Here is a 23,000-nt window from a genome sequence, read left to right on the forward strand (position 1 = left end):
AGATCCCTCAACCCTGTTCAGGCATCAGAAGGATACATAACAATGAAACTTCGCTCGTCGCCACCCTCCCCTTTTGGCCGCAAGGTAAAACTCGCCATGGCGATGCTGGGCCTCAAGGACAGGATCGAAATCGTAGAGGCCAATACAGCTGATCCTGCAGACAGTCTGAGGGGGCAAAATCCGCTCGGTAAAATCCCGGCGCTTGTCCTTGAAAATGGTGACGTGCTTTATGACAGCGCCGTCATTCTCGAATATCTCGATTTCCTGGCGGGTGGCAACAAGCTCTTTCCTGCCGGCGAGGCGCGATTTGCAGTTCTCCGGGACCAGGCCCTGGCTGACGGCATCATGGATGCCGCCCTGCTGCGCGTTTATGAAAAGCGCTTCAAGCAACCGGGATTTCGGGATCCCGCCTGGGACGCCTACCAGAGCGAAAAGGTCGTGCGCGGTCTCGCTTATTTCGAACAGAACACCCCGCCAGAGCCTGCTTCGGCGAAAGACGTGGATGCCGCCGGTCTGACGCTTGCCTGCGCACTCGGTTATCTGGATTTGCGCTTTGGTGACGGTTGGCGCCGGGATCATCCCGGGCTTGTCAGGTGGCTGGCTGCTTTCGAAGTCGCGGTGCCGGCCTACGCAGATACAAGACAACCGGCAGCACTGCTTCCCGACGATGCTGCAGTTGAACTTAAATAAGACGTGCAAAATGCGGCGGCATGTCGGTACGACGGTCGCTGCCCGTTGCCTGTCCTTTCACTCAGGGACCTATGAAGTCTTGGCCGGGCCACCCGGCAGCGCACGGCGTCCTTTCGCCTTCAGCAGACGGCGTCCGCTCGAAACCGACTGGCCGAAGTCTCTTTGCAACGCAAGCAGCGCTGGCACCAGCAGGATCACCAGGAACAAGCCGACACCCAGTCCATAGGACAGGGTGATCACCGTCGGCTTCAGGAACTGGGCCTGACGGCTGGTCTCAAACAACAGCGGCGCCAGACCGAATACCGTCGTTGCCGTCGTCAGAACAACCGCCCGCAGACGGTCGCAGACCCCATTTACCAACGCCTGCCGGAACGAGTGATTTCTGGCATATTCATCAATGGTCGTGACCAGAACGATGCTGTCGTTGATGATGATACCGGACATGCCGATAAAGCCGACGACCGAGAACATCGACAGCGGAACACCATGAATATAGTGCCCCCACAGCATTCCGATGGACCCGAAAGGGATGATGACCATGATCATCAATGGACGCGTCCAGGATTCAAAAATCCAGCATAGCGTCAGATAGATGCCGGCGAGGCAGAGTGCGAAGCCGATCATTGCGTCGGAGAGGAAGGATTTTTCCTGTTCCGCCAGACCGCTCATCTCGCTCTCAACATCAAATTCGGCAGCCAGCTGAGGAAGCAGTTCATTTTCCAGGAGACTTGTTACCCGGGACGCCGCTTCCGGATCATCTTCCGACACATCTCCGCTTACGGACAGCGTGCGCAATCCGTCGCTGCGCCTGACGGAAGCAAAGCCGTAACTGCTGTCGACCTGAACGATTTCGCTCAGCGACACGTGGGTACCGGCATCTGTCCGGATGCGGGTCGTATACAGGAATGAGGCGTCCGTTTCCTCGTCCGGCATCAGGACCTTCACCTTGGCCGTTCGGCGGCCAACCGGGAATTCAGCAACCTCAATGCCTTCCAGACGGTTGCGAAGGATGCGGGCAACATCGTCTGTCGTGAATCCGAGCGCTTCGCCTTTCGGCGTCAACGTCAGGCTTAGTTCCGGTTTGTCGTAGGCAAGCGTGTCTTCAAGCGCACTTACGCCATCAAGCGGAGCAAGCGCCTGCTTCAGGCTTTCAGCAGCGGTCTTGAGGTTTTCCGTCGAGGTTCCATAGAGCCGGACATCAATGGCATCTCCACCCGGCCCGGATCGCTCACCGCGCAGGGCCAGTGTTTCCAGAAGCGGCGGCCGGTTGATCTCCTTTCGCCAATCGCCAATGAACTGAAATGCCGAGTACGGCCTGAGATCAGGATCGATCAATTCGATGGAAATACCGCCGAGTTGATCGACATCCTTGCTGTCCGCCCCTCTCAATCCGCGTCCGGCGGTTCCTCCAACTGTCGACAGGGCGAACAGGACGGCTTCTTCCCCATACTCCTCGCTGTAACGCGTATTGACGACGTCCAGCGCCCGCTCGAGCTCAGCGATCATGTCTTTCGTGTCGTCCCGCTCGGCGCCGGGCATCATCGCGATGCTGGCGGAAACGACCGAGCGTTCGGGGGCGTTGAAGAACCGCCAGCGCACGCTGCCGTCCATGAAGAGGGTCAGCGAAAGCAGCAGGATCATGACACTGAAACCGAGAACCGGATACCTGACCGTGATGATCCAGTTGATGAACCGGCGGAACAGGTGCTCGCGGAACCAGACGAAGCCACGATTGAAAACCCGGTTTGGCAGGTCGTACCAGCGCTGTTTCTTGCTGGCTGACAAGGCGTGGTTCATGTGTGCCGGCAGGATCAGGAAACATTCCACAAGGCTCGCAATCAGAACAACGGCAACGGTGAAGGGTATGTCCGCGATGAGGGTTCCGAAACGTCCTCCGATGGCGATCAGGCCGATAAAGGCAATCAGGGTCGTGATCGAGGCGCTGAAAACGGGTGCCGTCATGCGGCGTGCGGCAAGACTGGCGGCTTCTGCCGGAGGATATCCGCGGCGATGGAGCGAATCCGCGTGTTCGCCGACCACAATCGCATCGTCGACCACAATGCCGAGGCAGATGATGAGCGCAAAGACAGACACCATGTTGAGGGTCAATCCGAAGGCATACATCAGGCCGATCGTCGCCATCATGGCCACCGGAATACCGGCGGCGACCCAGAACGCGGTGCGCGCAGAAAGAAACAGGAACAGGAATGCCAGAACGAGACTCAGGCCGAACAGGCCGTTCTCGATCAATATGTTCATCCTGTCGATGATGTTCTGGGACCGTGTTCGCGTCAGCTGAACGACAACGCCCTCAGGCAATGTCTCCTGAAACGAAGCGGTGATCCTTTCAACGTCCCGCTGGATCGAGATGGTGTCGCCCTGCGCACTGCGGTCCACCCTCAAAACGACGGCGGGCACGCCCTTGTGGTAGTAGGCTCTGCCGCTCTCCACACCTTCCGTAACAATGTCAGCGACGGTGCGCAGTTGAAGTTTCTCACCCTGACTGGGCGCTTTCAGAACAATTTCGCCAAGTTCCTGTTCAGACCTGCGCGTCTGCCCGGTTCTAAGACGGGCACCGCTGCCGCTGACATCACCGGCCGGCGTCGTCTCCATTTCCGCCGAAACGACATCCGCAATTTCGCGAAGTGACAGATCATGTCGCACCAGCATGCTTTCGCCGACATTGATCCGGATGATCGGATTCGCAAGTCCCTGAATCGAGACCCGGGTTACGCCACCGCGAAACAGCACTGTCTGGAGATCTTCGGCAAACCGGGCCAACTGGTCGATATCGACCGGACCATAGATGACGACATCGGTGACACGATCACGGTACACGCCCCGGCTGACGACCGGTTCCTCAATTCCATCCGGAAGGCTCGAGCGAGCCTGATCAACAGCAGCCTTCACCTCGTCAGTTGCCTGACCCATGTCCCAGCCGTCTTCAAATTCCAGATTTATGGAAGCTCTGCCTTCGCGCGAGACGGACGTCGCTTCGTCAACACCATTGATCGCCAGCAACTGCGGGCCAAGAATCTCGACAACTGAGCGATCGAGATCATCGGGCCCGGCCCCCGGCCAGGAGACATCTACATCGACTTCCTCGCGGACAAAATCAGGAAAAAATTGCGTTCTGATCTGTGTGCCTGCGGCAAGTCCTGCAATCAGCATCAGCGCCAGAAGCAGGTTCGCCGCCGTACGGTGACGCACCATGTAGTCCAGGAAAGACGCAAATCGCGGTCCGCCGGGAGAACGCATTCATTCACTCCATTTGCGGCACATTCGCACGTGCCGTTTCAGACGTGTTCTAGCCCTTGCGGCCGCGTCCCTGCTCGAGCCGGTCAATGAGATCCTTGGGGACCATCGGCTCGTTCAGGAGCGCCAGCAGGCGCGCTTTCCGGTTCTCGGGCATGTTTGAACTGTTCAGTTGCTCGATCAGTGCAGCGCGCCGCTCCGGTTCCAGCGCAATCAGATCTCCCGGAGGCCTCGACGTTGCCTGTGGCACCTGTGCTGCAACGGGCACAGAGTTTTCCGTCCCGGCATCATCGACGCGTCGTGGTGTGACTTTCAGACCTTTGCCGAGTTGCGGAAGACGTTCGCGAACATAGTCGGTGCCGAAGGGTACATCAGCCAACAGGACTTCGTTCTTCATGCGCCGCAGCACACGGGCGCGAATCTCGTCGATACGATCTCCGTCACTTACGATCAGGATCCGCCCGTCCTCAGTCACGGCAGCTGCTGGAACAACTGCAATCTGGGAAAGTTCCGGCTCCTCGACATCGACCTTGACGAAATCACCCGGTCGCAGCACCGTTCCAACTTCAATATCGAGCGTTGCAAAAAGCGTTCTGCCCGCTTCGCCTTCCGTTACGATCGCAGCAGCACGATCGATATGACCGGGCACTTCGACAGACCTGCCTCCAAGCTGAAGCGTGACGGCAACAGGTGCCTTGATCAGTTTGCCGCTGTCATCCAGCAAGCGTGAAAATTCCGCCGTGGACAAGGAGAATCTGACCTCGAGCGCCGACGGATCGATCAACAGGGCCAGGGTTTCCGACGGACTGACACGGCGCCCCAAAGTCGCATCGACTTCCGCCAGGTATCCATAGAACGGCGCTGTCAGCGTGGTCTCATTCAGTACACGCTCGGCATCTTCCAGGGCGAGCTGCGCACGCTGAACGGTCAGATCCATGCGTTCGATGCGCTTTCTGGCGGTAATTACGGATTGTAGACGGTTGTTCAGGGCCTGTTCCAGCGAGGCTACGGCGAGTTCTTCTGTTTCGACCTGAACTGCGGTTGAATAGCCCTTGTCGCGGAGCTGCAACTGACGCTCACGGGCCTGGCGGCGAAGATCAAGCTGACGGCCCGCGGCTTCAAGTTCCTGTTCAGCGACCACAATCGCTTCTTCAGCCTCGGCCTTTTGTGCGTCCGCGTCTGCAAGTGCGGCCTCCGCATCCAGAAACTGGAATTCGGCATTTGCCGGATCGATACGAAGCAGCAGCTCACCTTCGGCAACCGCAGCGCCGTCGCGGAATTTGCTGGCGACGTCCACCAGCCGCCCCTCGGAACTCGCCCTGAGCTGGAGCGTCCGCCAACTTTCGATCTGGCCATATGCAGTGGTTATCGGGCTGATCGATTGCGGAGCCAATTCAGCAACATTGACCGTGTAGCTGCGTTCGCGCGCCGGCCGCTGGCGCGCGGTTTCTTCCGCCGTCATCGCGCCATACAGCCTGTAGGCGCCGAATCCGGCGAATCCAACCATGATTGCCATCAATGCCAGACCGACAAGTCCGCGCATCAAAAACCGCATATGCCTCTCCACTCGAACGGTCGCGCCTGTCAGCTGCATCACTCCGACCTGACACCGCATGTAGCGCTAAGTTCATGTTTTACCATGGATGTAAGGCAATTTTCAGAAAAGCTTGTATCCAGGTGTAACAAAAAACCGGCCCCTTTCGGGACCGGTCTTTTTGAAGCCGTTTGTGTTTGATGTCAGAATTTGTAGCCGACACCAAAGCGGACGAGCTGATTGCTGAAGTCCGAAGTCACACCGGTTCCGTTCAGGTTGAAATCCTGATCACCGAAATCCTGGTAGGCATATTCAAGACGCGCGGTGACATTGTTGGTGATCGCCGCTTCACCGCCGGCACCAAGGGTCCAGCCGACTGCCGTTTTGCTGTCCTTGTCGCCATTGCCGGAAACTTCAAGATCCGCAAGCGCAAGACCGCCGGCACCGTAGACCAGGTACCGGTCGAAGGCGTAGCCGATACGTGCCCGGACGTTCGAATTCCAGTTCGACTTGGAGGTGAGCGTCACCCCGCCGGCAGATTTCGTGTCTTCAAGATCCGACAGCGAGAAATCCGCTTCGGCACCGACCACGATGTTCGGCGTGACCTGGAAGTTGTAACCGGTGTAAAGACCACCGGCGATACCATTTGTATCGGTATCCAGCTTGGTTCCACCGGCGCGATTGTCGAAATTTCCGAAAGCCCAACCAAGGTTGCCACCGATATAGAGACCGGTCCAGTCGATGCTCTGCTGCTGAGCCGGAACCGCCTCATAGGCCGGAGCCGGCGCCTGGGGCAAGTCCGCAGCCCACACCGGAGCATTTCCGGCTGTTGCGGCAGTCACTGCCAGGCCTGCGATCGCAAGACGTTTCATGAATGATACTCCAGATCCACTGTATCCATACTGAGTTGGCCAAATTCTTTGGCCGATTAAGAAGGACGGTTTCGTCGCGCCCTCACTCCCCCAATACGGACATATGGGGACCGTTTGTGGCGGATCAGGAATGAGATTTGGGAGTTTTGATGACGAAAGCAGGCAACAATCTGTCAAGGTGAACTTGCCGTTAAGACAAATGCAATTTGCAACAGTGCCGGTGCAAAGATGCTTGTCCTTGGGTTTCCCCATACCAATCTATTGCGTATAAGGCGCCCAACTGATTTGCGTGCTCCCTCCGACAACCATGCGCGCAGGCCGCAAAAAACCCGAACCGGAATTCATAGATGCTGTTTGACTATATTAGCCTCGCAGGCGGATTGGTTGTGCTGATTATTGCCGGCGATGTCTTGGTCAGGGGCTCTGTGGGCATTGCGCAGCGACTTGGAATCCCCAACCTGGTGATCGGTTTGACGATCGTGGCGTTCGGAACGTCCGCTCCCGAGCTTGTCATTTCTCTCAAGGCGGCGCTCGAAGATGCCGGCGGCATCGCGATCGGGAACGTGGTCGGCTCCAATATCGCCAATGTCCTGCTGGTTCTGGGATTGCCGGCACTGATTGCAGCCACGCCCTGCGGCGAAGCCGGCGCAACACGCAACGCCCTGTTCATGGTAGCAGTCACTGTTGTCTTCATCGGAATTTGCTTTTTCACGCCGATCGGCCTGATGGACGGTGTGGCTCTGTTGTGTCTGCTCGCAATGTTTCTGGCCGCGTCCACAATAACTGCCCAGCGGCACCGCAAGGCGCAGAAGAAGATTGCAGCGGCTTCCGCCGGCGCAGCCGTCGCCGACACAGGTGTGGATGCGGATCTGGGCACTGAAGATGCTCTCGACGATGTCGAGGATGTTCCCGATTCTGTCTGGATCGCGCTTGTCTACATTGTTCTTGGCCTCGTCGGCCTGCCGCTCGGCGCCCATTTCACAATTACCGGAGCCACGGACATTGCAATGCACTGGGGCGTCAGCGAAGCCGTCATTGGCCTGACGGTCATCGCCCTTGGTACGTCGCTTCCCGAATTGGCGACGACAGTGATGGCTGCCATCCGTCAGCACGGCGCGGTCGCCATCGGCAACGTGATCGGTTCGAACATCTTCAATCTGCTCGCGATTATCGGCATCACGGCCGTTGTGGTTCCGATAGACGTACCGCCGGAAGTGCTCAAACTGGACGTCTGGGTAATGCTGGCCTGTGCTGTTCTTCTGGCATTCCTCGCGGCCTACCGGATCTGCCTGAACAAGATTTCAGGACTGGCCATGACAGCCGCCTACGCGTTCTACATCACAACCGTCTATATGCTCGGAAATGTCAGCTGACGGCAGGATGTGGCCACTGTAACAAACCCGGCACGGCCCAGCCTCTTCCCCAAACTGGTCTGTGCGCTTAAATGTCTTTCATGCAAGACACATCCGATTCCCGAAAAGCAGCCGGAAACGGTAACGAAGAAAAAACGCCCAGCGCCAAAAAGGGTGTTGACGTTATCGCCAGCGAAGTCAGACGCCTGCCCAATGGGCCCGGTGTCTACCGGATGTTGGACGAGAACGGCGAGGTGCTCTACGTAGGCAAGGCGCGAAGCCTCAAAAAGCGGGTCACGAGCTATACGCGGCTGCAGGGACAGTCAAATCGCATCATGCGCATGATCCTGTCGACGGCTGCGATGGAGTTCGTTGTCACCCAGACGGAATCGGAAGCGCTTCTGCTGGAAGCCAATCTCATCAAGAGGCTGCGCCCGCGGTTCAACGTCCTGCTCAGGGACGACAAGTCGTTTCCCTATATTCTGGTCACGGGCGATCACCAGTCCGCAGCAATCGTCAAGCATCGCGGCGCCAGGAAGCGAAAAGGAGACTATTTCGGTCCATTCGCATCCGCAGGCGCAGTGGACAGAACCATCAACGCGCTTCAGAAGGCCTTCCTGATCCGCACCTGCTCGGACAGTTACTACGAAAACCGGTCCCGGCCCTGTCTGCAGTATCAGATCAAGCGATGCGCCGGACCCTGCACGGGCGAAATCGGCCAGGAAGATTATGCTGGCCTGGTTTCGGAAGCCAAGGCCTTCCTGTCCGGTCGCAGCCAGCTGATCAAAAAGCAACTGGCCCAGCAGATGGAGGCCGCCTCTGCCGATCTCGAATTCGAGCGCGCCGCCATTTACCGTGACCGACTGTCGGCCCTGTCCCATGTGCAGGCACATCAGGGCATCAATCCGCAATCGGTTCAGGAAGCGGACGTATTCGCAATCCATCAGGAAGGTGGCCAGACCTGCGTGCAGGTCTTTTTCTTCCGCACAGGCCAGAACTGGGGAAACCGGGCCTATTTTCCAAAGGCCGACAAATCGCTCGACGAGCCGGAAATCCTGGAGAGTTTCCTCGCCCAGTTCTATGACGACAAACCCGCGCCGAAGCTGATCCTGCTGTCACATGATCTGGCGGAACAGGACCTTCTTTCCGAAGCGCTCACGGAACGCACCGGTCGCAAGGTCGATGTATCGGTTCCAAGACGTGGTGAAAAGAAGGAACTGGTCGAACACGCCTTGACGAATGCGCGCGAAGCGCTCGGCCGCCGTCTCGCAGAAACCTCCAGCCAGGCGCGTCTTCTCAAGGGTGTTGCCGAGGCCTTCGACCTGACCGCGCAACCGCGCCGGATCGAGGTTTACGACAACTCGCACATCATGGGGACGAATGCTGTCGGCGGCATGATCGTTGCCGGTGTCGAAGGCTTCGCCAAGGGGCAATACCGCAAGTTCAACATCAAGTCCGAAGATCTCGTCCCCGGGGATGACTACGGCATGATGCGCGAGGTTCTGAACCGTCGCTTTTCACGCCTGCTCAAGGAACATGCCCGTGAGGAAAAGCCCGAAGCCTCGCCGGTGGACCCTGAAGGTGACACAGCCGGCAACGAAGAAAACGGCGCGGATATAACTTCTGACATTCCTGCCTGGCCCGATCTGGTTCTGATCGACGGCGGTCAGGGACAACTGACCGCGGCGAGGGAGACACTTGAAGATCTTGGTATTACCGATGTCCCTCTTGTCGGCATCGCAAAAGGCCCCGACCGGGATGCGGGCCGCGAAAAATTCTTTATTCCCGGAAAACAATCCTTCATGCTGCCGGAACGGGATCCCGTGCTTTATTTCGTCCAGCGGCTGCGCGACGAAGCGCACCGGTTCGCCATCGGCAGTCACAGGGCGCGGCGCAAGAAGGACATCGTAAAGAACCCGCTGGACGAAATTGCCGGCATCGGCCCGACCCGGAAAAAGGCGCTTTTGCGCCACTTCGGCACTGCGAAGGCCGTTTCCAAGGCCGGGATCGATGACCTGGCCGCTGTTCCTGGCATTTCCGAAGCCATTGCAAGGCTGGTTTACGATCACTTTCACGAATGAAGCGAATGTCGGCAGCGGATTGTTTACGCGTGCACACATGGTGGAAAAACTGTGCTATGGCAGGGCCAATTCCTCAAATCCGATTTGATGCATGCTCTCCTTTGTCACCCGGCCCCTCAGACAGTTCTTTCCCACATTCGCGTCGCTCGTCTGCTGGTGCGGCTCGCTCGGTGCGCTGACATTCTGCATTCTCGGCCTGTCTGCCTTTGCCGCACCAGACTACTGGTTCGCGGACAACATGAGCTTCTTCCTGCGGCAGTTTCTGGTCGCAGGACTGCTCGGCTGTCTTGCCGGAACTCTTGGATTGCTGATGTGGCACAGGCTGCGCCTGATCTACCGGACTGTCTGGATCCTGGCTGTTGTCTCTTTCCTGTCCCTGGTGGGTTTGACAGCGGCCCGCACTCTGGAGAACACCGCAAGGATCGAGACACCTGCGACCGGTGAAAAGGTGATCAAGGTCATTTCCATCAACACCGAGCGGATGTTTCTCGGTGACAAGAGACTGACCGCCTTTATGGAAAGGCAACAGCCGGACATTCTCGTCATACAGGAAGCCTTGTGGTGGCTCCAGGAACGTCGCTGGGAACGCCTTGAGCACCCCATCGGCGGACTGGGTGAAAATGGATATCCGGATCATGTCGAGGTCGGAGCATCAGGCAGCCTGGTGATTTATTCGAACTTCCCGATCCGGCTGGAGAATTCAACGATTGTTCTGGGCGAACTTCATGACACTGCAAGTGTCATTCATGACCCGGACCGGGAATTGCTGCAGGTCAGCCTGGACACAGGCGCGCGCGACCTGAAGCTCCTTGCGGTCCATCCGGACAGTCCGAGGAGCCTTGTCCGTTGGCAAAACAAGCGCCGATACTTCGATGAAGCCGACAATGTCATTCAGGAACTGCAGCAAAGCAGCGACGATCCGCTCGTCGTGATCGGCGACTGGAACAGCGCGCCCTGGTCCGCGCGCTTTCAGCAAACGTTGTCGCAAAATGGCCTGAAGACTGCCTATCCAGGTGGTTGGCCGCGGACAACCAGGTTTTTTTTCGACTACCGGCTGCACTGGATTCTCGGTTCGCCGGTGGACCAGTTTGCGGTTTCCGAAGGCGTCAAGGTGCTCAACGTATCGACCGGTCCGGACATCGGATCAGATCACTTGCCGCTCATCGTCGAACTTGAATTGCCGTCTCCGGGCAATAATTGAAACATTGGCTGTGACTTAATCCTGAAAGTGTTTGAGCCTGCGGCCCGGATTCGGAAGACTGCGTGTTGACCGACACCGATTCCATGACAGTTAGAATGGCCAAGCTTTACTTCAACTACTCTTCCATGAACGCCGGCAAGACGACCGTGCTTTTGCAGGCAGCCTACAATTATGAGGAACGCGGAATGAATGCGCTCCTCCTCATCGCAGCTTTTGACGACCGCGGCGGCAAGGGCAGAATAGCCTCCCGCATCGGTCTGGCAGCAGATGCCGATATCTTTACAGCCCAGGACGACGTGTTCGATCACGTGAAAGCAACGCACCAGACCACGCCGGTCGACGCTGTTTTTGTCGACGAGGCCCAGTTCCTGACGGAGGGCCAGGTCTGGCAATTGGCAAACGTCGCAGACAAGCTGCGCATTCCCGTCATGTGCTTCGGGCTGCGCACAGATTTCCAGGGAAAACTGTTCCCCGGCAGCGCGGCATTGCTCGCTCTTGCCGACAATCTCAAGGAAATCAAGACGATCTGCTGGTGCGGCCGCAAAGCCACCATGGTTGCCCGGCTCGACGGCAATGGCCGGATCCTCGAAGAAGGCGATCAGGTCGTTATTGGTGGCAATGAAACCTATGTGTCGCTCTGCCGGAACCACTGGAGTCGCAGGGAACTGGCGTGACATCTACCGAAATTGGGCGAGTTCCGGCTGTCACCAGGTGCCGCAGTGATCCCGGATCCTGAAAAGGACCTCTCCGAAAAGTATCAGGACCGCTTTCTGCGCTAACTCGCACCGTTTCGCCGGTCCGTCTGTTGGCGCCGCGCACCTGTAACAAAGTGGAACGCAATCCGGTCCTTCATCAATCTGGCAGTCTGCCAGCTGTTGTTGGCAATCGGTTAGCAGATATGCATTATGTTGATAATACAGCTGAAGATAAACGATCAAACCTAGTCGGCAGCCGCATTGGAAAGCGAACGAGTATTCGAAATTAGTGTGAGAAACGATCTGTCGGAGATGGGAACCGTAAGCACCACTCTCGACGATATCGGCACACGATTCACGCTTCCCTGCAAGGCGGTAATGCAAGTCCAGATCGCCCTGGACGAGGCTTTGAGCAACATTGTCAAATATGCGTGGCCGGAGGGGGGCGAGCACGAAGCTCTGGTCAAAATTGCCGTCTTGCCCGATCAACTTAAAATTCAGATCATTGATGATGGGCAACCATTTGATATCAGCCAGATCAGAACCGTGCTTCCTGCGCCGGGAGACAGCAGAAAGAAGTATGGCGGGCGTGGGATAATCATGCTCAAGAAACTGGTCGACAACATTGAATATGACCGTAAGAACGGCCGGAATTATTTGACACTTTCAAAAACAACCAGTCCACTTCAGTAAGATTGGCCCAGGGTGCGGAAGACATGGATATTGCGGACAATTTAAAAGTTAATCTTGTAGTTCAGGAAAATACTTGCATTGCATCGATCGAAGGCCGAATCGATAGCAGCAACGCAACGAAACTTACAGAATATCTCACCCAGGTCATTGCCGAACGCGGTCCGACCATGATCCTCGATCTGAAAGACCTGTCCTATCTGACCAGCGCCGGCTTCCGCGCAATGTTGATCACGACCGACGAAGCAGAAGAAAAAGGCGGTGCTCTAACGCTTTGCAATGTCAGCCCCGACATGAAGGAACTGTTCGAAATGGGGGGCATGATTGATGTATTCGTTATTCATGAAAACATTGATGCCGCGGTATCATCCCGGCAACATAATGCTTCCATGTAAGTAAAAGAAGAAGCATATAGATAAATAAAAGAGAAGAATTGACACCAATTCCACGGGAGGGGAAAATGCTTGTCAATAAATTAATAGTAATATCTTCATTTTTAGCCATGAAGATCGTTGCATTTATTTCGCTGATAGCACTTACCACCTCTACTTACGCGCGTCCGCTCGACGAGATATTGGAATCTGGTGAAATAAGATTTTGCGTAGTTGTTTGGGGACCAATGGTCGGCAAAGTAAATCCTTCCGATTGCCTTGGAAACGAGTGCGCTTTTGAAGGCCCCGTCAAGAACCTTTCGCTCGCCTTCGCAGAGTTTCTCGATCCGCAGCTCGAACCGTCCTTTCGTGTGCTGAAATGGGACCAGCAGTTTCACAATGAGGATGGTGTCACACTTCGCGACGAGAGCTACACCCCTGCCCTCATGTCTTCAGGAACGTGTGATCTTTACACGTCCTTCATGGCCGAGCGCGCCTGGCGGCAAAAGAAACTTGCAATGCCCGCAGTCTGGCCGGGACGATACGTTATCGTTATTCACAAGGACCGTGCGGAAGAGTTTGGAGACTTGAGTTCATTGGCTGGAAAAGTCGGTGCGGTCATCGAAAACTCAACCCAGCACACTGCACTGGATCAGATGAACTCCACTGATTTTTCCGGCAACCCGACACAATACAGCTTCGTTCAGAACTACGGTGAAGGCATTGATGCGGTCGAGGTCGGCGAAGTGGACTATACCGTGATAGGAGCCGACTCCGCCCTTTGGTACGGCCGGAACGAGGCGAAAAATTCTGTTGCTGTCTTTCCGATCGGCCCGGAAAGGATGAACAACTGGGCACTTCACAAGGACCACACCGAACTGCTTGGAAAAGTAACCGAATTCATCGAAATCCAGCAGGTCTCCAAGGGATCTGCACTGGATCAGTTGTTCAAGGATTATACCGGTCTATCCTATGCCAAGTATCTTCGATTGATCAGTCATGGGATCAGGTAACCCGAATTTCTGAAACGGGGGAGACAAACAGTGTTCGCACGCGTTCGATATAGTCTCCAGACAGGCGTCGTCCTGGCGTTGATCCTGGTGGCGTCAATGTCCGATACCCTGCATGCCCGCCCATTGAACGACATCATTGAGAGTGGCGAAATCAGGTTTTGCGTCGCGCCAATTCATCCCTCGATCGCTTCCGCCGAACCTCCAGTCTGCAGGACTGATTGCAAGTTGAGCGGTCCGGTTGTCGAAGAAGCCAGGGCGTTCGCGGCTTCACTGGGCGAAAACATGAAGGTCAAGTTCGTCACCATTGGCTGGGACGAACAGTTTCATGACCAAAGAGGCATTACAGACCGGGCATCCGATTCAACACCCCGGCTTTTGGAAAACGGTACATGTGACATCTATCCCAGTCATCTCACGATCACGGACTGGCGATTGCGCATGATGGATATCGTTCCGCTTTTTAACAGCAGGATGATGGTGATCGTCGACAAGGGGCGACAGGAAGACTTCAAGATGCCCGCAGACCTGGCTGGAAAATCCACTGCGGCCGAAAAAGACACCTCGTTTCACAGCTGGATACAGGCTCAAAACGAGGGAAAATTCTCTGACAACCCGATCCTGGTTGAGCTCCTCAGTTCCGAAGAGGTCTTTCAGTCCCTTGATGACAACAAGATCGATTTTGTGCTCACGGACGCAAACGCTGCAATCTGGTCCATCCGCCACACACTGAACAATGCTGCGGTCGCCTTCCCGGTAGGTGAAGACGAGCAGATAGGTTGGGGCGTCAGCAAATCGGACAAGGCACTTCAGAAGACGATCGAGACCTATTTTGCCGAGCAGAAGTCAAGCAACACCTCGACCTACAACAGAATTTGGGAAGACCATTTCGGCGTCTCGCTGACCCGGTTTGAAAATCTCCTCAATTCACTGAGTCAATTGCCGAGATGACGACCACGAGCTCACAGGAACAGATCGATCTGAACCGGCGAAATTCCGGCCTGAAAACCGGGGGTCTGGTCAACCGCTCAATCAGAACCAAGCTGATTGGTGGTACGGTTGTCATCGTTCTGATCATTGTAAGCCTGCTCACTTTCGTTCTCGCCAGAAGCGCGGCAGACCTGCTGGAAAAGGAATCCAGCAATCAGCTATCGCAACTTCTTGATCAGAGTACGCTCATTCTTTCAAGCTTTCTGGAGACAAACGAGGCCAATCTCGTGCTCTGGTCGACTGAGCCTCTGGTTCACTCGGTTGCCAACGATCCGGCTCTGGCCGCAATTTTCGCGCTTGGATTGAACGACTATTTCGAGACTCATGTTTCGAACAAACCCTGGATTCGCAATGTCGTGCTCGTCAAGGACGGGACTGTCGTATTTGCACAACACGCCAGCGACGATCTTTCGACAGATACGGCGACGCCCGCTTCTGCAAACCTGTCACAATTGCTCGCCGCTCCCGCGGAAGGCCTGTCGGTCATCAGACTGGCAAGCAATGACGGCGCCGAAGATCGGGCAATTGTAATGAAACGGCCACTTCTGGATGAAGCCGGCCCGAAAGAAAATGCCCACATCGTTCTTTTGCTCGATCTCGACACGGTTCAGGAAGACCTTTTCGGTCAGATCAAGGCTGGCACCAATGGCTTTCTCACGCTGGCGGTCGAAGAGAGGTCGTCCGCAGGCCGGTCGCTCTGGGTTCCTCCGAACCGAAACATCGAGGGGCCGGAAAGCATCGAATTTATGCAAGCGCAAAAATTCCAGGGGTTTCCGGCGCGCTCTGGCGAAGAATATGAGTCTATCGTCGTCGACCATCGCGCACTTGCCGATACGCCCCTGATGATGATCGGAGTCGCCGCAACGCGCGACGTGTTTGAGCCAGTTACAAAGCTCGTGCTCATTTCGGTGATTTGCGGTGTTGTCGCAATCTTTGCCGGTGGCGTGAGCCTGTTCTTCTTTTCCGGACGGCTGACTGCACCGATCCGTGAATTGACCGCCAGGGCTCATAAGTTCGCGTCCAGCCGCCTGGATCCTGCGGTCTCGTCCCCGGCGCTGGAGTCCGGCCAACCGACACCGGCAGAAGCGTTCGACACCAACGGTCACACCGATTTCGAGGAAATCGACAGCCAGGATGAGGTCGGCGAACTTTCCTCTGTCTTCCGCCTTCTCGACCAAAGAACGCAGGAACTGGAGCACGCTAACAGCCTGCTTGGAAAACGGAACCAGGAAATCGACCAGGCAATGCTGGCACTCCAGTCCACGCAGGACGAGCTTGTCACCAACCTGAGCCGCCTGGAGCGTGAGCTAGCCACTGCCCGAGAGCTTCAGTTGAGCATGGTTCCAAGCGTGTTCCCTCCTCTTTCGTCAACTCAGCCGGTGGACATCTATGCGATCATGGAACCGGCTCGAGAGGTCGGAGGCGATCTTTATGATTTCTTCTACGCCGATGACGACACAATCTGCTTTGTTGTCGGAGATGTGTCCGACAAAGGCACATCGGCTGCACTCTTCATGGCAAGAACACGCAGCCTCATCAGATACGCGGTCAACCAATGGCGCGAGACCACCGGTCAGGTTCCCGATGCATTGAACATCATGGCCTCGGTCAACAAGGAACTGTGCCAAAACAACAAGGCCCGAATGTTTGTGACCTTGTTTCTCGGCTTCCTTGACGTGAAGACCGGAGTTTTGAAGTGTTCAAACGCTGGCCACATCACCCCTTACCTCATCAGCAAGGGTGGGGTGATCGATCCGGTATCGGACCGGCGCCCGGGCATTCCGCTGGGTGTCGAACGCAACAGTGCCTATCGCGACGTTACCCGGCAGCTCAAGGAAGGCGACATGGTTTTCCTGTATTCAGACGGCATCCCGGAAGCCATGAACGCCGAAGGTGTCTTTTTCTCGCAGGAAAAACTTCGCGCGCATCTCAGGGAAGCCCATGCGGACTCGCCCAGGGAGATCATCACTTCCCTTCGTGAGAACGTGTCTGAATTTGTCGGCGCAACAGACCAGTATGACGATGTGACACTGTTCGCCTTGAGATGGCATCCCGAACAGCTCAACTAGAGCCTTTTGAACGATGGAGCATCAGCCAACCTCACGGTCCTTGTTGTCTTCTTGTGTAAATTCACTCAGAAGCATGAAAAACCGCTGGCACAGGTTGGTAACCTTGAGAAGGTTCAATTTGGATTCCGCATTCAGATGATCATCGGCTGTCAAATAGGCGCTTCGAATGCGCTGCATGGAATCACCCCGGTCACCCGCGATCTTTCCCAGCCGTTTTTGATCCGATGGACGACCATCAACAACGGCCCCTTCGAGCGTTAGCACGACCGTGTCAAGCGCTTCGATAACATTCTGGTTGAACCGGTTCATGGACCCGAGCCCCGGGCCGGAACGGATCGCCTGGGCAAGCTGATGAAGCGTGTCTTCCACGCCCAGCAGAAGTCTTTGCCGGTTCAGCGCCGCATTCAACCGGTCATACAATTCGTGATCATGATCGGTTTCGCCGAACTCATCCAGAAATCCGTCTATTTCTTTCGCCAGAGCCTGAAACGAATTGTGGAGTGCCGTCAGTTCCGAACCGCCGTTCTTGTCGTCGTCCCTGAGATGTTCGAAATATTTGGTAAAAAACTTGACCAACCGATTTTGTTCCAGGTCGACCAGGTCCAATGCGGTCTCCGGATCAACAAGTGCCTGGTCGTGAATGTAATGAAGCCGGGAATTGTCTTCAGATGCAGTCGCCGGAAAAAGCCATTCCCCAAGACGGCTGAGTGGAGAATTCAGAGCGAAGACGATCACTGCACCGGTCAGGTTGAACAGCAGATAAACATAGGCCATTTGCTGTTCCAGGCCGCCAGGAAACAGGCCCATGATACCCTTCACCAGAAAGAGATCGGTGCTTCTTTCAATGTAAAACAATGGAACAAGCACAAGACAGGGAATGATGTTGAACAGGACTTGAAACATGGCGATTTGCATGGGTCTGCCGCGCAGGTTCCATGACAGTGCCAGCGTGTTGATCGAGCTGCCGAAATTGGATCCGTAGATCGCCATGATCGTTTGCTCGACACTAAAGACACCTGCCCCCGCAAGGGCAATTGCCAGAATACTGATCGCAGTGGAGGTCTGCGCCAGAAACGTCAACCCGGCCGCAGCCACAAATACCAGCAAAAAGGAGTCCTTGACGCGTTCAAGAACCTGCGCAGCCCAGGGTTGCTGGACCAGCGGCACGGCGCTTTCCTGCAGCGTCGCAATGCCAAGAAACAGAATTCCGAGGCCGAACAGCGCCGCGATCAGAGGTTGCCAGCGCGACAGCCGTTCGTTTGCGATCGCAAAACCGGTTGCCCCTATCACGAACAGCATCACCAGCTTCATGTTGAGCGTCGCCAGCAACACCAGCACCGATGCCCCGACATTCGCTCCCGCGATAATCGGCAAGGTCGATCTTATTGTCAGAAGTCCTGCAGTGAGCATCCCGACAAGGACAAAGACAAGAACCGACATGCTTTGTGCAATGCCACCGGCAAGAGCACCCCAGCTGAAGGCGATCAGGGGATGCCGGGTCCACCCGACAATGGCGCGCCTTAATCTGCGCCCGGCGAAACGTTTGAGATTTTCAGTCAGCAGCCAGACGCCAGCGAAAAACAGGCCAAGTCCGCCGACTATGCCGCTCAACAAAACAAACAAACTTATTGTCGCCTCCCTGGGACGAAATCGAGCCACATTCTTGTCTGGAGCGAACGTTTTTTGTTCGATGCTGACCCGATGAGAACGGATACTAGAAGGAAACTTCGCTCGATGAAAGCGGTTTCAAGGGCTGGAGAACCTGCGGGAAGCCCAGCCTTGTCGATCACTCGAAACCCATCAATGAATACTTGCTTCGGCGCTCGCTGTTCGGCATCGAGCCTTTTCGCAACTTGGCATTCGCAACGTCAGGGCTTCAATCACAATTCGGTCGGGAAGTGCGGCGCCACGCACTCTGACAGGGTCATGAAAGCGTCGTCTCTGTCATGATCCGATCCTGTTCGGGGGCGTTCGTCCAAATCACACGCCTCCATTTGACCTTCGAATTTGCCTCCGACCACTGGGGACCGAAAAGCGCCTTGATGCCCACTTCTTCGCCCCCTACAAAGAGACAAACGGCACGCGCCTTGCTGGTGCAGTGGTGTTCCAAGGCCGGGCGGCGAGCTTGCTCGTCGCCAAACAATTATAACTTTCAAGGGAGTAAACTATGAAAAAAGCAATATTGTCACTTGCGCTCGCAACCACGTTGGCCTTGGGCGCCGGATACGCGTCAGCGGAAACCCGCATCACCTACAAGTCAGCGAAGTCGACCTCTTCCTACTATCAGATGGCCGTACAGATCGCCGAAGCCATGAAGGCCGGCTCGGACGGCGACATCATCGTCACGGTCGAGGAAAGCCAGGGCTCGGTTCAAAACGTTATGGAAGCAAGAGCGCGTGGCGGTGACTATGTGTTTACCACTCCGCCGGTTCTGGTAAGGCTTGCCCAGGGCGGCAAGGCCATGTTCGAAGGCAAGTCCGATCCCAAGTTCGACGAGATCAGGGCGCTTTTTCCCATCCCCTCCCTCACGATGCATTTCGTGATGTCCGAAGAAAGCGGCGTCACCGATTTTGCCGGCATGGAAGGCAAGACGATCCTGCTGGGCAAGGGATCTTTCGGTGCTCGCGAAGGTGAGAAATACCTGAAGCTGTTCGGTCTGGACGGCAAGGTCGACCTGGCGGAAGTCGAGCTTTCCAATGCGGTCGCCGCGCTGAAGAACGGACAGATCGACGGATTTGTCACTGCCGGATCTTTCCCGGCACCCAATGTGATCGAGGCCGCCGCTTCAACCGGTGTCAACGTCATTTCCTTGAGCGACAACCAGATTGCGGAAACCAAACGCACAAAACTGGTTATCCCGGGCGGAACCTATGCTGGGCAGACAGAGGATATCGTCACGACTTCTCTTCCTGTCGTTGCCTTCACCACTTCCGCGATGAGTGACGATACGGCCTATGAACTTACCAAGACCTATTGGGAGCAAAAAGAAGCCATGGGCGGTGCGGCGCCCTGGTGGAACGGCGTCGACACGGGCCTGATGAGCAATATAACCGGGAAAATTCACCCCGGTGCAGTCCGGTACTACGAGGAAGCCGGATTTGAGCTGACACCGGACCAACAGTAACACTCAACTGAATATCTGGCGGTCTCCGTGATTTCACACGCGCGGAGACCCGTTGCCCGAGAAAGGTCGTGCTGCCGCCGCCCCGGCAGCGTGACCGGCGGTATCTTGCGCTGTTTCGAGGCGGGAAGGACTTTGACTTGAGACCCTTGATCATCGCAGCAGCGCTCTGTCTGGTTACATTTCACCTCGCACTTATTTTTTCCGGCCTCGTGCCCAATCTTGTCAGCCGTCCGCTTCACCTTGCGCTCGCACTGCCCTGGATACTGCTTGCGGCGCAGCAGGGACTGTTGGCACGGACAAGCGGCATCATCCTGACGGTCCTGGGCATCGGTGCGTGCGTCTGGGTAGCCGTGTCGCACGACCGGCTGTCGGACCAGTACGGATTTCTGGAAGGGTCTTTTCAGCTCGCCATCGCCGTCATCCTGATTGTCGTTGTTCTGGAATCAGCGCGACGGGCCATCGGCTTGCCGTTGCCGCTTGTCGCACTCCTGGCACTGCTCTACGGATTGTTCGGACAGCATATTCCAGGTGAATTTGGCCATTCCGGCACGCCACTCGCCAGTTTCCTGGGAACACTCACGATCGCAGAGGGTGGCATCTGGGGCAGTTTGACCGGTGTTTCGGTCAATGTTGTCGCGATATTTGTCATATTCGGCGCGGTGCTGAATGCCGGAGAGGCAGGTCAGGGCTTTATGAACATCGCCTCTGCCGCCGCAGGCAGGTTGAAAGGCGGTGCCGCCAAGGTGTCTGTCCTCTCCTCAGCGCTTTTTGGTTCCATATCGGGCTCGGCCTCGGCCAATGTGGCGTCCACGGGAGCGATCACGTTGCCGGCAATGACCCGTCTGGGGTATCCAAAGCGCCTCGCGGCTGCCGTTGAAGCAGTCGCATCGTCCGGCGGGCAGATCATGCCTCCGCTGATGGGTGCCGGCGCCTTCGTCATGGTGGAACTCACCGGCGTTCCCTATACCTCCATCATGGCAGCAGCGCTCCTGCCGGCCCTCCTCTATTTCGTCGCTGTCTGGATTGGTGTTAACGCCTACGCAAATCATCACGATCTTGCGGGTCTTGCTGAAAAGGACCGTCCATCAGGGCGCGATGTGCTCGTCACTTCCTGCTTCTTCATGATCCCTTTCACGGTGTTGCTCATCGGCATGTTCTGGGTTCAGTACACCCCGCAATATTCAGCATCCATGGCAATCCTGGCCAGCTTTCTCCTGTTGTTTTTCAACGCAAGGGGTATTGGTACCGGGAAAGAGGGCTTGGCCCGTGTCGAAAGGGCCCTCGTCAACGCCGCGCGGCAGGTGTCGATGATCGCAGCCATCATAGTTTGCGCATCCATCATCATTGGCGTTCTCTCCATCACCGGTCTTGGCGTCAAGATCACGTCACTGATCCTTTCCGGTTCAGGAGGACTGCTTTGGCCGTCCCTGTTTCTGACGGCCTTGGCCTGCATGGTGCTTGGGATGGAGGTCCCAACCACCGCCGCCTACGTGATCTGCGTTTCCGTCGCCGGTCCCGCCCTCATTCAGCTGGGCCTGGAACCCCTGCAGGCCCATCTTTTCGTTTTCTGGTTTGCACTCTTGTCAACGATCACGCCACCGGTCTGCGGTGCGGTGTTCATCGCCGCCGGAATGATCAACGAAAACTGGCTGAAAGTGGCCTTGACGGCGATGGCCCTGGGGATCGGCCTCTACATCATTCCCCTGGCAATGATCGCGAACCCTAGTCTGATCAGGATGGAGGGCGACACCATGGGCGCAATCTTCGCCGCATTGCAAACCGGTCTGGGCCTTGGTTTGATTTCCTACGCACTTATCGGCTTCAAGAACCCTGCATTACGTATTGTTTCAGGCCTCGCCGGCCTTGCAGTCGTCTTCTGGCGCGTGATGATCGGCTAATCTGCTTGTTGCCACGAAGCGCAAGAACACAGCAATTTCGCTGACATTTACCAAAGATAGCCGTCTCCTTTACGTCTCTTGACCAATTCGTAAAGTCATTCCCCTTGATGCCCCTTGCCGCGCCCCCTAAAAGGGAACAAACAGCAAGGAGTGGGCGTCATGCTCGGCAAGATGTTCAAATCCCTCTTCGGAGCGTCCGGAGAAGGTCAGACCAAGAGTGCATCAAAGACCGCGCCGGTCGAACATGAGGGTTTTCAGATCATCGCTGAACCACAGTCCTCGGGCGGTCAATGGCAGGTTGCCGGGCGCATCGAAAAGCAGGATGGCGAGGAAACAAGGGTTCACCACTTCATTCGCGCAGATGTCATGCCGGGTGAGACCGAGGCGGCCAATGAGATGATCCGCAAAGCCAAAATGATGATTGACCAGCAAGGCGATCGAATTTTCGATTGAAATGGTCGAACCGAATCTGTAACCGAGACAGGTGCGCGACGCGTAGTGGATGACTGATCGCCTGTCTCCGGCAATGCAATTTCAATTGATTTCGAACATCCGCCAATACCCGCATTCTGAAAGCAGACATGAAACGAAACGTTGCTCTAAGCCTGCCCAACCTGTTGACCTATGGTCGTATTCTGGCGGTGCCCGCAGTTGCGGCATGTTTCTATTTTGAGGGAACCACGCCGCGCTGGATTGCGCTGGGAATGTTCATCGTTGCGGCAATCACGGATTTTTTCGATGGTTATCTCGCACGTGCCTGGCAACAGCAATCCGCGCTTGGACGCATGCTTGATCCCATCGCTGACAAACTGCTCGTATCCGTCTGCCTGCTCATGCTGGCGGCCGACGGCACAATTGGCGGTTGGTCGCTTGTCGCCGCAATCATCATCCTTTGCCGGGAAATACTGGTCTCGGGATTGCGTGAATTTCTGGCAGAACTTCAGGTCAGTGTTCCGGTTACAAAGCTGGCGAAGTGGAAAACGACAGTGCAACTCATCGCGATTGCGTTTCTGCTTGCCGGGCCCGCCGGCGACACGATCTTCGCGTATACGACGTTGATGGGACTGACGGCGCTTTGGCTCGCAGCCATTCTTACACTATATACCGGTTACGACTATTTCCGTGCCGGGATCGGCCATCTCATCACCGAATAAGGCACGCTGTGCAG

The 23,000-nt window shown here is 56.1% G+C and carries 18 protein-coding genes; 14 read left to right on the top strand and 4 right to left on the bottom strand.

The features are described 5' to 3' along the window. The first annotated feature begins 42 nt into the window (after nucleotides 1-42). A complete protein-coding gene (locus tag LA5095_RS19200; RefSeq protein WP_055117780.1) occupies nucleotides 43-690 on the top strand; it encodes a glutathione S-transferase N-terminal domain-containing protein in 648 nt (215 codons plus the stop codon). A 69-nt stretch (nucleotides 691-759) separates the two neighbouring features. On the opposite strand, the gene LA5095_RS19205 is transcribed toward LA5095_RS19200, so the two are convergent. From LA5095_RS19205 to LA5095_RS19215, 3 genes are all read right to left on the bottom strand, one after another. Beyond that, nucleotides 760-3,948 (bottom strand): efflux RND transporter permease subunit, encoded by a 3,189-nt coding sequence (locus LA5095_RS19205; protein WP_055117782.1) that lies wholly within the window; start codon nucleotides 3,946-3,948, stop codon nucleotides 760-762. A 49-nt stretch (nucleotides 3,949-3,997) separates the two neighbouring features. After that, nucleotides 3,998-5,500: an efflux RND transporter periplasmic adaptor subunit gene (locus tag LA5095_RS19210; protein WP_055117784.1), complete on the bottom strand. Its 1,503-nt coding sequence runs from the start codon at nucleotides 5,498-5,500 to the stop codon at nucleotides 3,998-4,000. Nucleotides 5,501-5,682: 182 nt separating this feature from the next. After that, nucleotides 5,683-6,351, bottom strand: a complete 669-nt coding sequence (locus LA5095_RS19215; RefSeq protein WP_055117786.1) for an outer membrane protein — start codon at nucleotides 6,349-6,351, stop codon at nucleotides 5,683-5,685. A gap of 347 nt (nucleotides 6,352-6,698) precedes the next feature. On the opposite strand from LA5095_RS19215, the gene LA5095_RS19220 reads away from it, so the two are divergent. The 9 genes from LA5095_RS19220 (at nucleotide 6,699) to LA5095_RS19260 (ending at nucleotide 16,810) form a co-directional block, all read left to right on the top strand. Continuing rightward, nucleotides 6,699-7,724 carry a calcium/sodium antiporter gene (locus LA5095_RS19220; protein WP_055117788.1) on the top strand — a complete coding sequence of 342 codons (1,026 nt, stop codon included), beginning with the start codon at nucleotides 6,699-6,701 and terminating at the stop codon, nucleotides 7,722-7,724. 80 nt (nucleotides 7,725-7,804) lie between these two features. Further along, nucleotides 7,805-9,784: an excinuclease ABC subunit UvrC gene (gene uvrC / locus LA5095_RS19225; protein ID WP_055118079.1), complete on the top strand. Its 1,980-nt coding sequence runs from the start codon at nucleotides 7,805-7,807 to the stop codon at nucleotides 9,782-9,784. 91 nt (nucleotides 9,785-9,875) lie between these two features. Beyond that, nucleotides 9,876-10,985 carry an endonuclease/exonuclease/phosphatase family protein gene (locus LA5095_RS19230; RefSeq protein WP_055117789.1) on the top strand — a complete coding sequence of 370 codons (1,110 nt, stop codon included), beginning with the start codon at nucleotides 9,876-9,878 and terminating at the stop codon, nucleotides 10,983-10,985. A 95-nt stretch (nucleotides 10,986-11,080) separates the two neighbouring features. Next, nucleotides 11,081-11,659, top strand: coding sequence for a thymidine kinase (locus LA5095_RS19235; RefSeq protein WP_055117791.1), 579 nt, complete (start codon nucleotides 11,081-11,083; stop codon nucleotides 11,657-11,659). A gap of 282 nt (nucleotides 11,660-11,941) precedes the next feature. Next, on the top strand, nucleotides 11,942-12,373 hold the full coding sequence (locus LA5095_RS19240; RefSeq protein WP_144436055.1) for an ATP-binding protein: 432 nt from the start codon (nucleotides 11,942-11,944) through the stop codon (nucleotides 12,371-12,373). A 23-nt stretch (nucleotides 12,374-12,396) separates the two neighbouring features. Continuing rightward, nucleotides 12,397-12,765, top strand: a complete 369-nt coding sequence (locus LA5095_RS19245; protein WP_144436056.1) for an STAS domain-containing protein — start codon at nucleotides 12,397-12,399, stop codon at nucleotides 12,763-12,765. Nucleotides 12,766-12,989: 224 nt separating this feature from the next. Continuing rightward, complete coding sequence (locus tag LA5095_RS19250) at nucleotides 12,990-13,754, top strand: substrate-binding periplasmic protein (protein ID WP_055117795.1); 765 nt, start codon at nucleotides 12,990-12,992, stop codon at nucleotides 13,752-13,754. A gap of 30 nt (nucleotides 13,755-13,784) precedes the next feature. Beyond that, nucleotides 13,785-14,702: a substrate-binding periplasmic protein gene (locus tag LA5095_RS19255; protein ID WP_055117797.1), complete on the top strand. Its 918-nt coding sequence runs from the start codon at nucleotides 13,785-13,787 to the stop codon at nucleotides 14,700-14,702. Continuing rightward, nucleotides 14,699-16,810, top strand: coding sequence for a PP2C family protein-serine/threonine phosphatase (locus tag LA5095_RS19260; RefSeq protein ID WP_055117800.1), 2,112 nt, complete (start codon nucleotides 14,699-14,701; stop codon nucleotides 16,808-16,810). The genes LA5095_RS19255 and LA5095_RS19260 overlap by 4 nt, the downstream gene beginning before the upstream one ends. A 21-nt stretch (nucleotides 16,811-16,831) precedes the next feature. Here LA5095_RS19260 and LA5095_RS19265 read toward each other — a convergent pair whose 3' ends face one another. Then, nucleotides 16,832-18,433 carry a Na/Pi cotransporter family protein gene (locus LA5095_RS19265; RefSeq protein WP_055117802.1) on the bottom strand — a complete coding sequence of 534 codons (1,602 nt, stop codon included), beginning with the start codon at nucleotides 18,431-18,433 and terminating at the stop codon, nucleotides 16,832-16,834. A gap of 544 nt (nucleotides 18,434-18,977) precedes the next feature. Here LA5095_RS19265 and LA5095_RS19275 point away from each other — a divergent pair. From LA5095_RS19275 to pgsA, 4 genes are all read left to right on the top strand, one after another. Next, nucleotides 18,978-19,934 carry a TAXI family TRAP transporter solute-binding subunit gene (locus LA5095_RS19275; protein ID WP_055117805.1) on the top strand — a complete coding sequence of 319 codons (957 nt, stop codon included), beginning with the start codon at nucleotides 18,978-18,980 and terminating at the stop codon, nucleotides 19,932-19,934. Nucleotides 19,935-20,071: 137 nt separating this feature from the next. Next, nucleotides 20,072-21,832 (top strand): TRAP transporter permease, encoded by a 1,761-nt coding sequence (locus LA5095_RS19280; RefSeq protein ID WP_055118081.1) that lies wholly within the window; start codon nucleotides 20,072-20,074, stop codon nucleotides 21,830-21,832. A 159-nt stretch (nucleotides 21,833-21,991) separates the two neighbouring features. After that, on the top strand, nucleotides 21,992-22,285 hold the full coding sequence (locus LA5095_RS19285) for an HlyU family transcriptional regulator (RefSeq protein WP_055118084.1): 294 nt from the start codon (nucleotides 21,992-21,994) through the stop codon (nucleotides 22,283-22,285). A 128-nt stretch (nucleotides 22,286-22,413) separates the two neighbouring features. Then, nucleotides 22,414-22,986, top strand: a complete 573-nt coding sequence (gene pgsA, locus LA5095_RS19290) for a CDP-diacylglycerol--glycerol-3-phosphate 3-phosphatidyltransferase (RefSeq protein ID WP_029065091.1) — start codon at nucleotides 22,414-22,416, stop codon at nucleotides 22,984-22,986. Nucleotides 22,987-23,000 lie beyond the last annotated feature (14 nt).

Source organism: Roseibium album (assembly GCF_001404515.1).
Taxonomy (GTDB): domain Bacteria; phylum Pseudomonadota; class Alphaproteobacteria; order Rhizobiales; family Stappiaceae; genus Roseibium; species Roseibium album.

Bases quoted from the DNA above. Each gene is read 5' to 3' on its own strand.
- LA5095_RS19200 (WP_055117780.1), top strand. From the start codon at position 43: ATGAAACTTCGCTCGTCGCCACCCTCCCCTTTTGGCCGCAAGGTAAAA.
- LA5095_RS19205 (WP_055117782.1), bottom strand. From the start codon at position 3,948: ATGCGTTCTCCCGGCGGACCGCGATTTGCGTCTTTCCTGGACTACATG.
- LA5095_RS19210 (WP_055117784.1), bottom strand. From the start codon at position 5,500: ATGCGGTTTTTGATGCGCGGACTTGTCGGTCTGGCATTGATGGCAATC.
- LA5095_RS19215 (WP_055117786.1), bottom strand. From the start codon at position 6,351: ATGAAACGTCTTGCGATCGCAGGCCTGGCAGTGACTGCCGCAACAGCC.
- LA5095_RS19220 (WP_055117788.1), top strand. From the start codon at position 6,699: ATGCTGTTTGACTATATTAGCCTCGCAGGCGGATTGGTTGTGCTGATT.
- uvrC (WP_055118079.1), top strand. From the start codon at position 7,805: ATGCAAGACACATCCGATTCCCGAAAAGCAGCCGGAAACGGTAACGAA.
- LA5095_RS19230 (WP_055117789.1), top strand. From the start codon at position 9,876: ATGCTCTCCTTTGTCACCCGGCCCCTCAGACAGTTCTTTCCCACATTC.
- LA5095_RS19235 (WP_055117791.1), top strand. From the start codon at position 11,081: ATGGCCAAGCTTTACTTCAACTACTCTTCCATGAACGCCGGCAAGACG.
- LA5095_RS19245 (WP_144436056.1), top strand. From the start codon at position 12,397: ATGGATATTGCGGACAATTTAAAAGTTAATCTTGTAGTTCAGGAAAAT.
- LA5095_RS19250 (WP_055117795.1), top strand. From the start codon at position 12,990: ATGGTCGGCAAAGTAAATCCTTCCGATTGCCTTGGAAACGAGTGCGCT.
- LA5095_RS19260 (WP_055117800.1), top strand. From the start codon at position 14,699: ATGACGACCACGAGCTCACAGGAACAGATCGATCTGAACCGGCGAAAT.
- LA5095_RS19275 (WP_055117805.1), top strand. From the start codon at position 18,978: ATGAAAAAAGCAATATTGTCACTTGCGCTCGCAACCACGTTGGCCTTG.
- LA5095_RS19285 (WP_055118084.1), top strand. From the start codon at position 21,992: ATGCTCGGCAAGATGTTCAAATCCCTCTTCGGAGCGTCCGGAGAAGGT.
- pgsA (WP_029065091.1), top strand. From the start codon at position 22,414: ATGAAACGAAACGTTGCTCTAAGCCTGCCCAACCTGTTGACCTATGGT.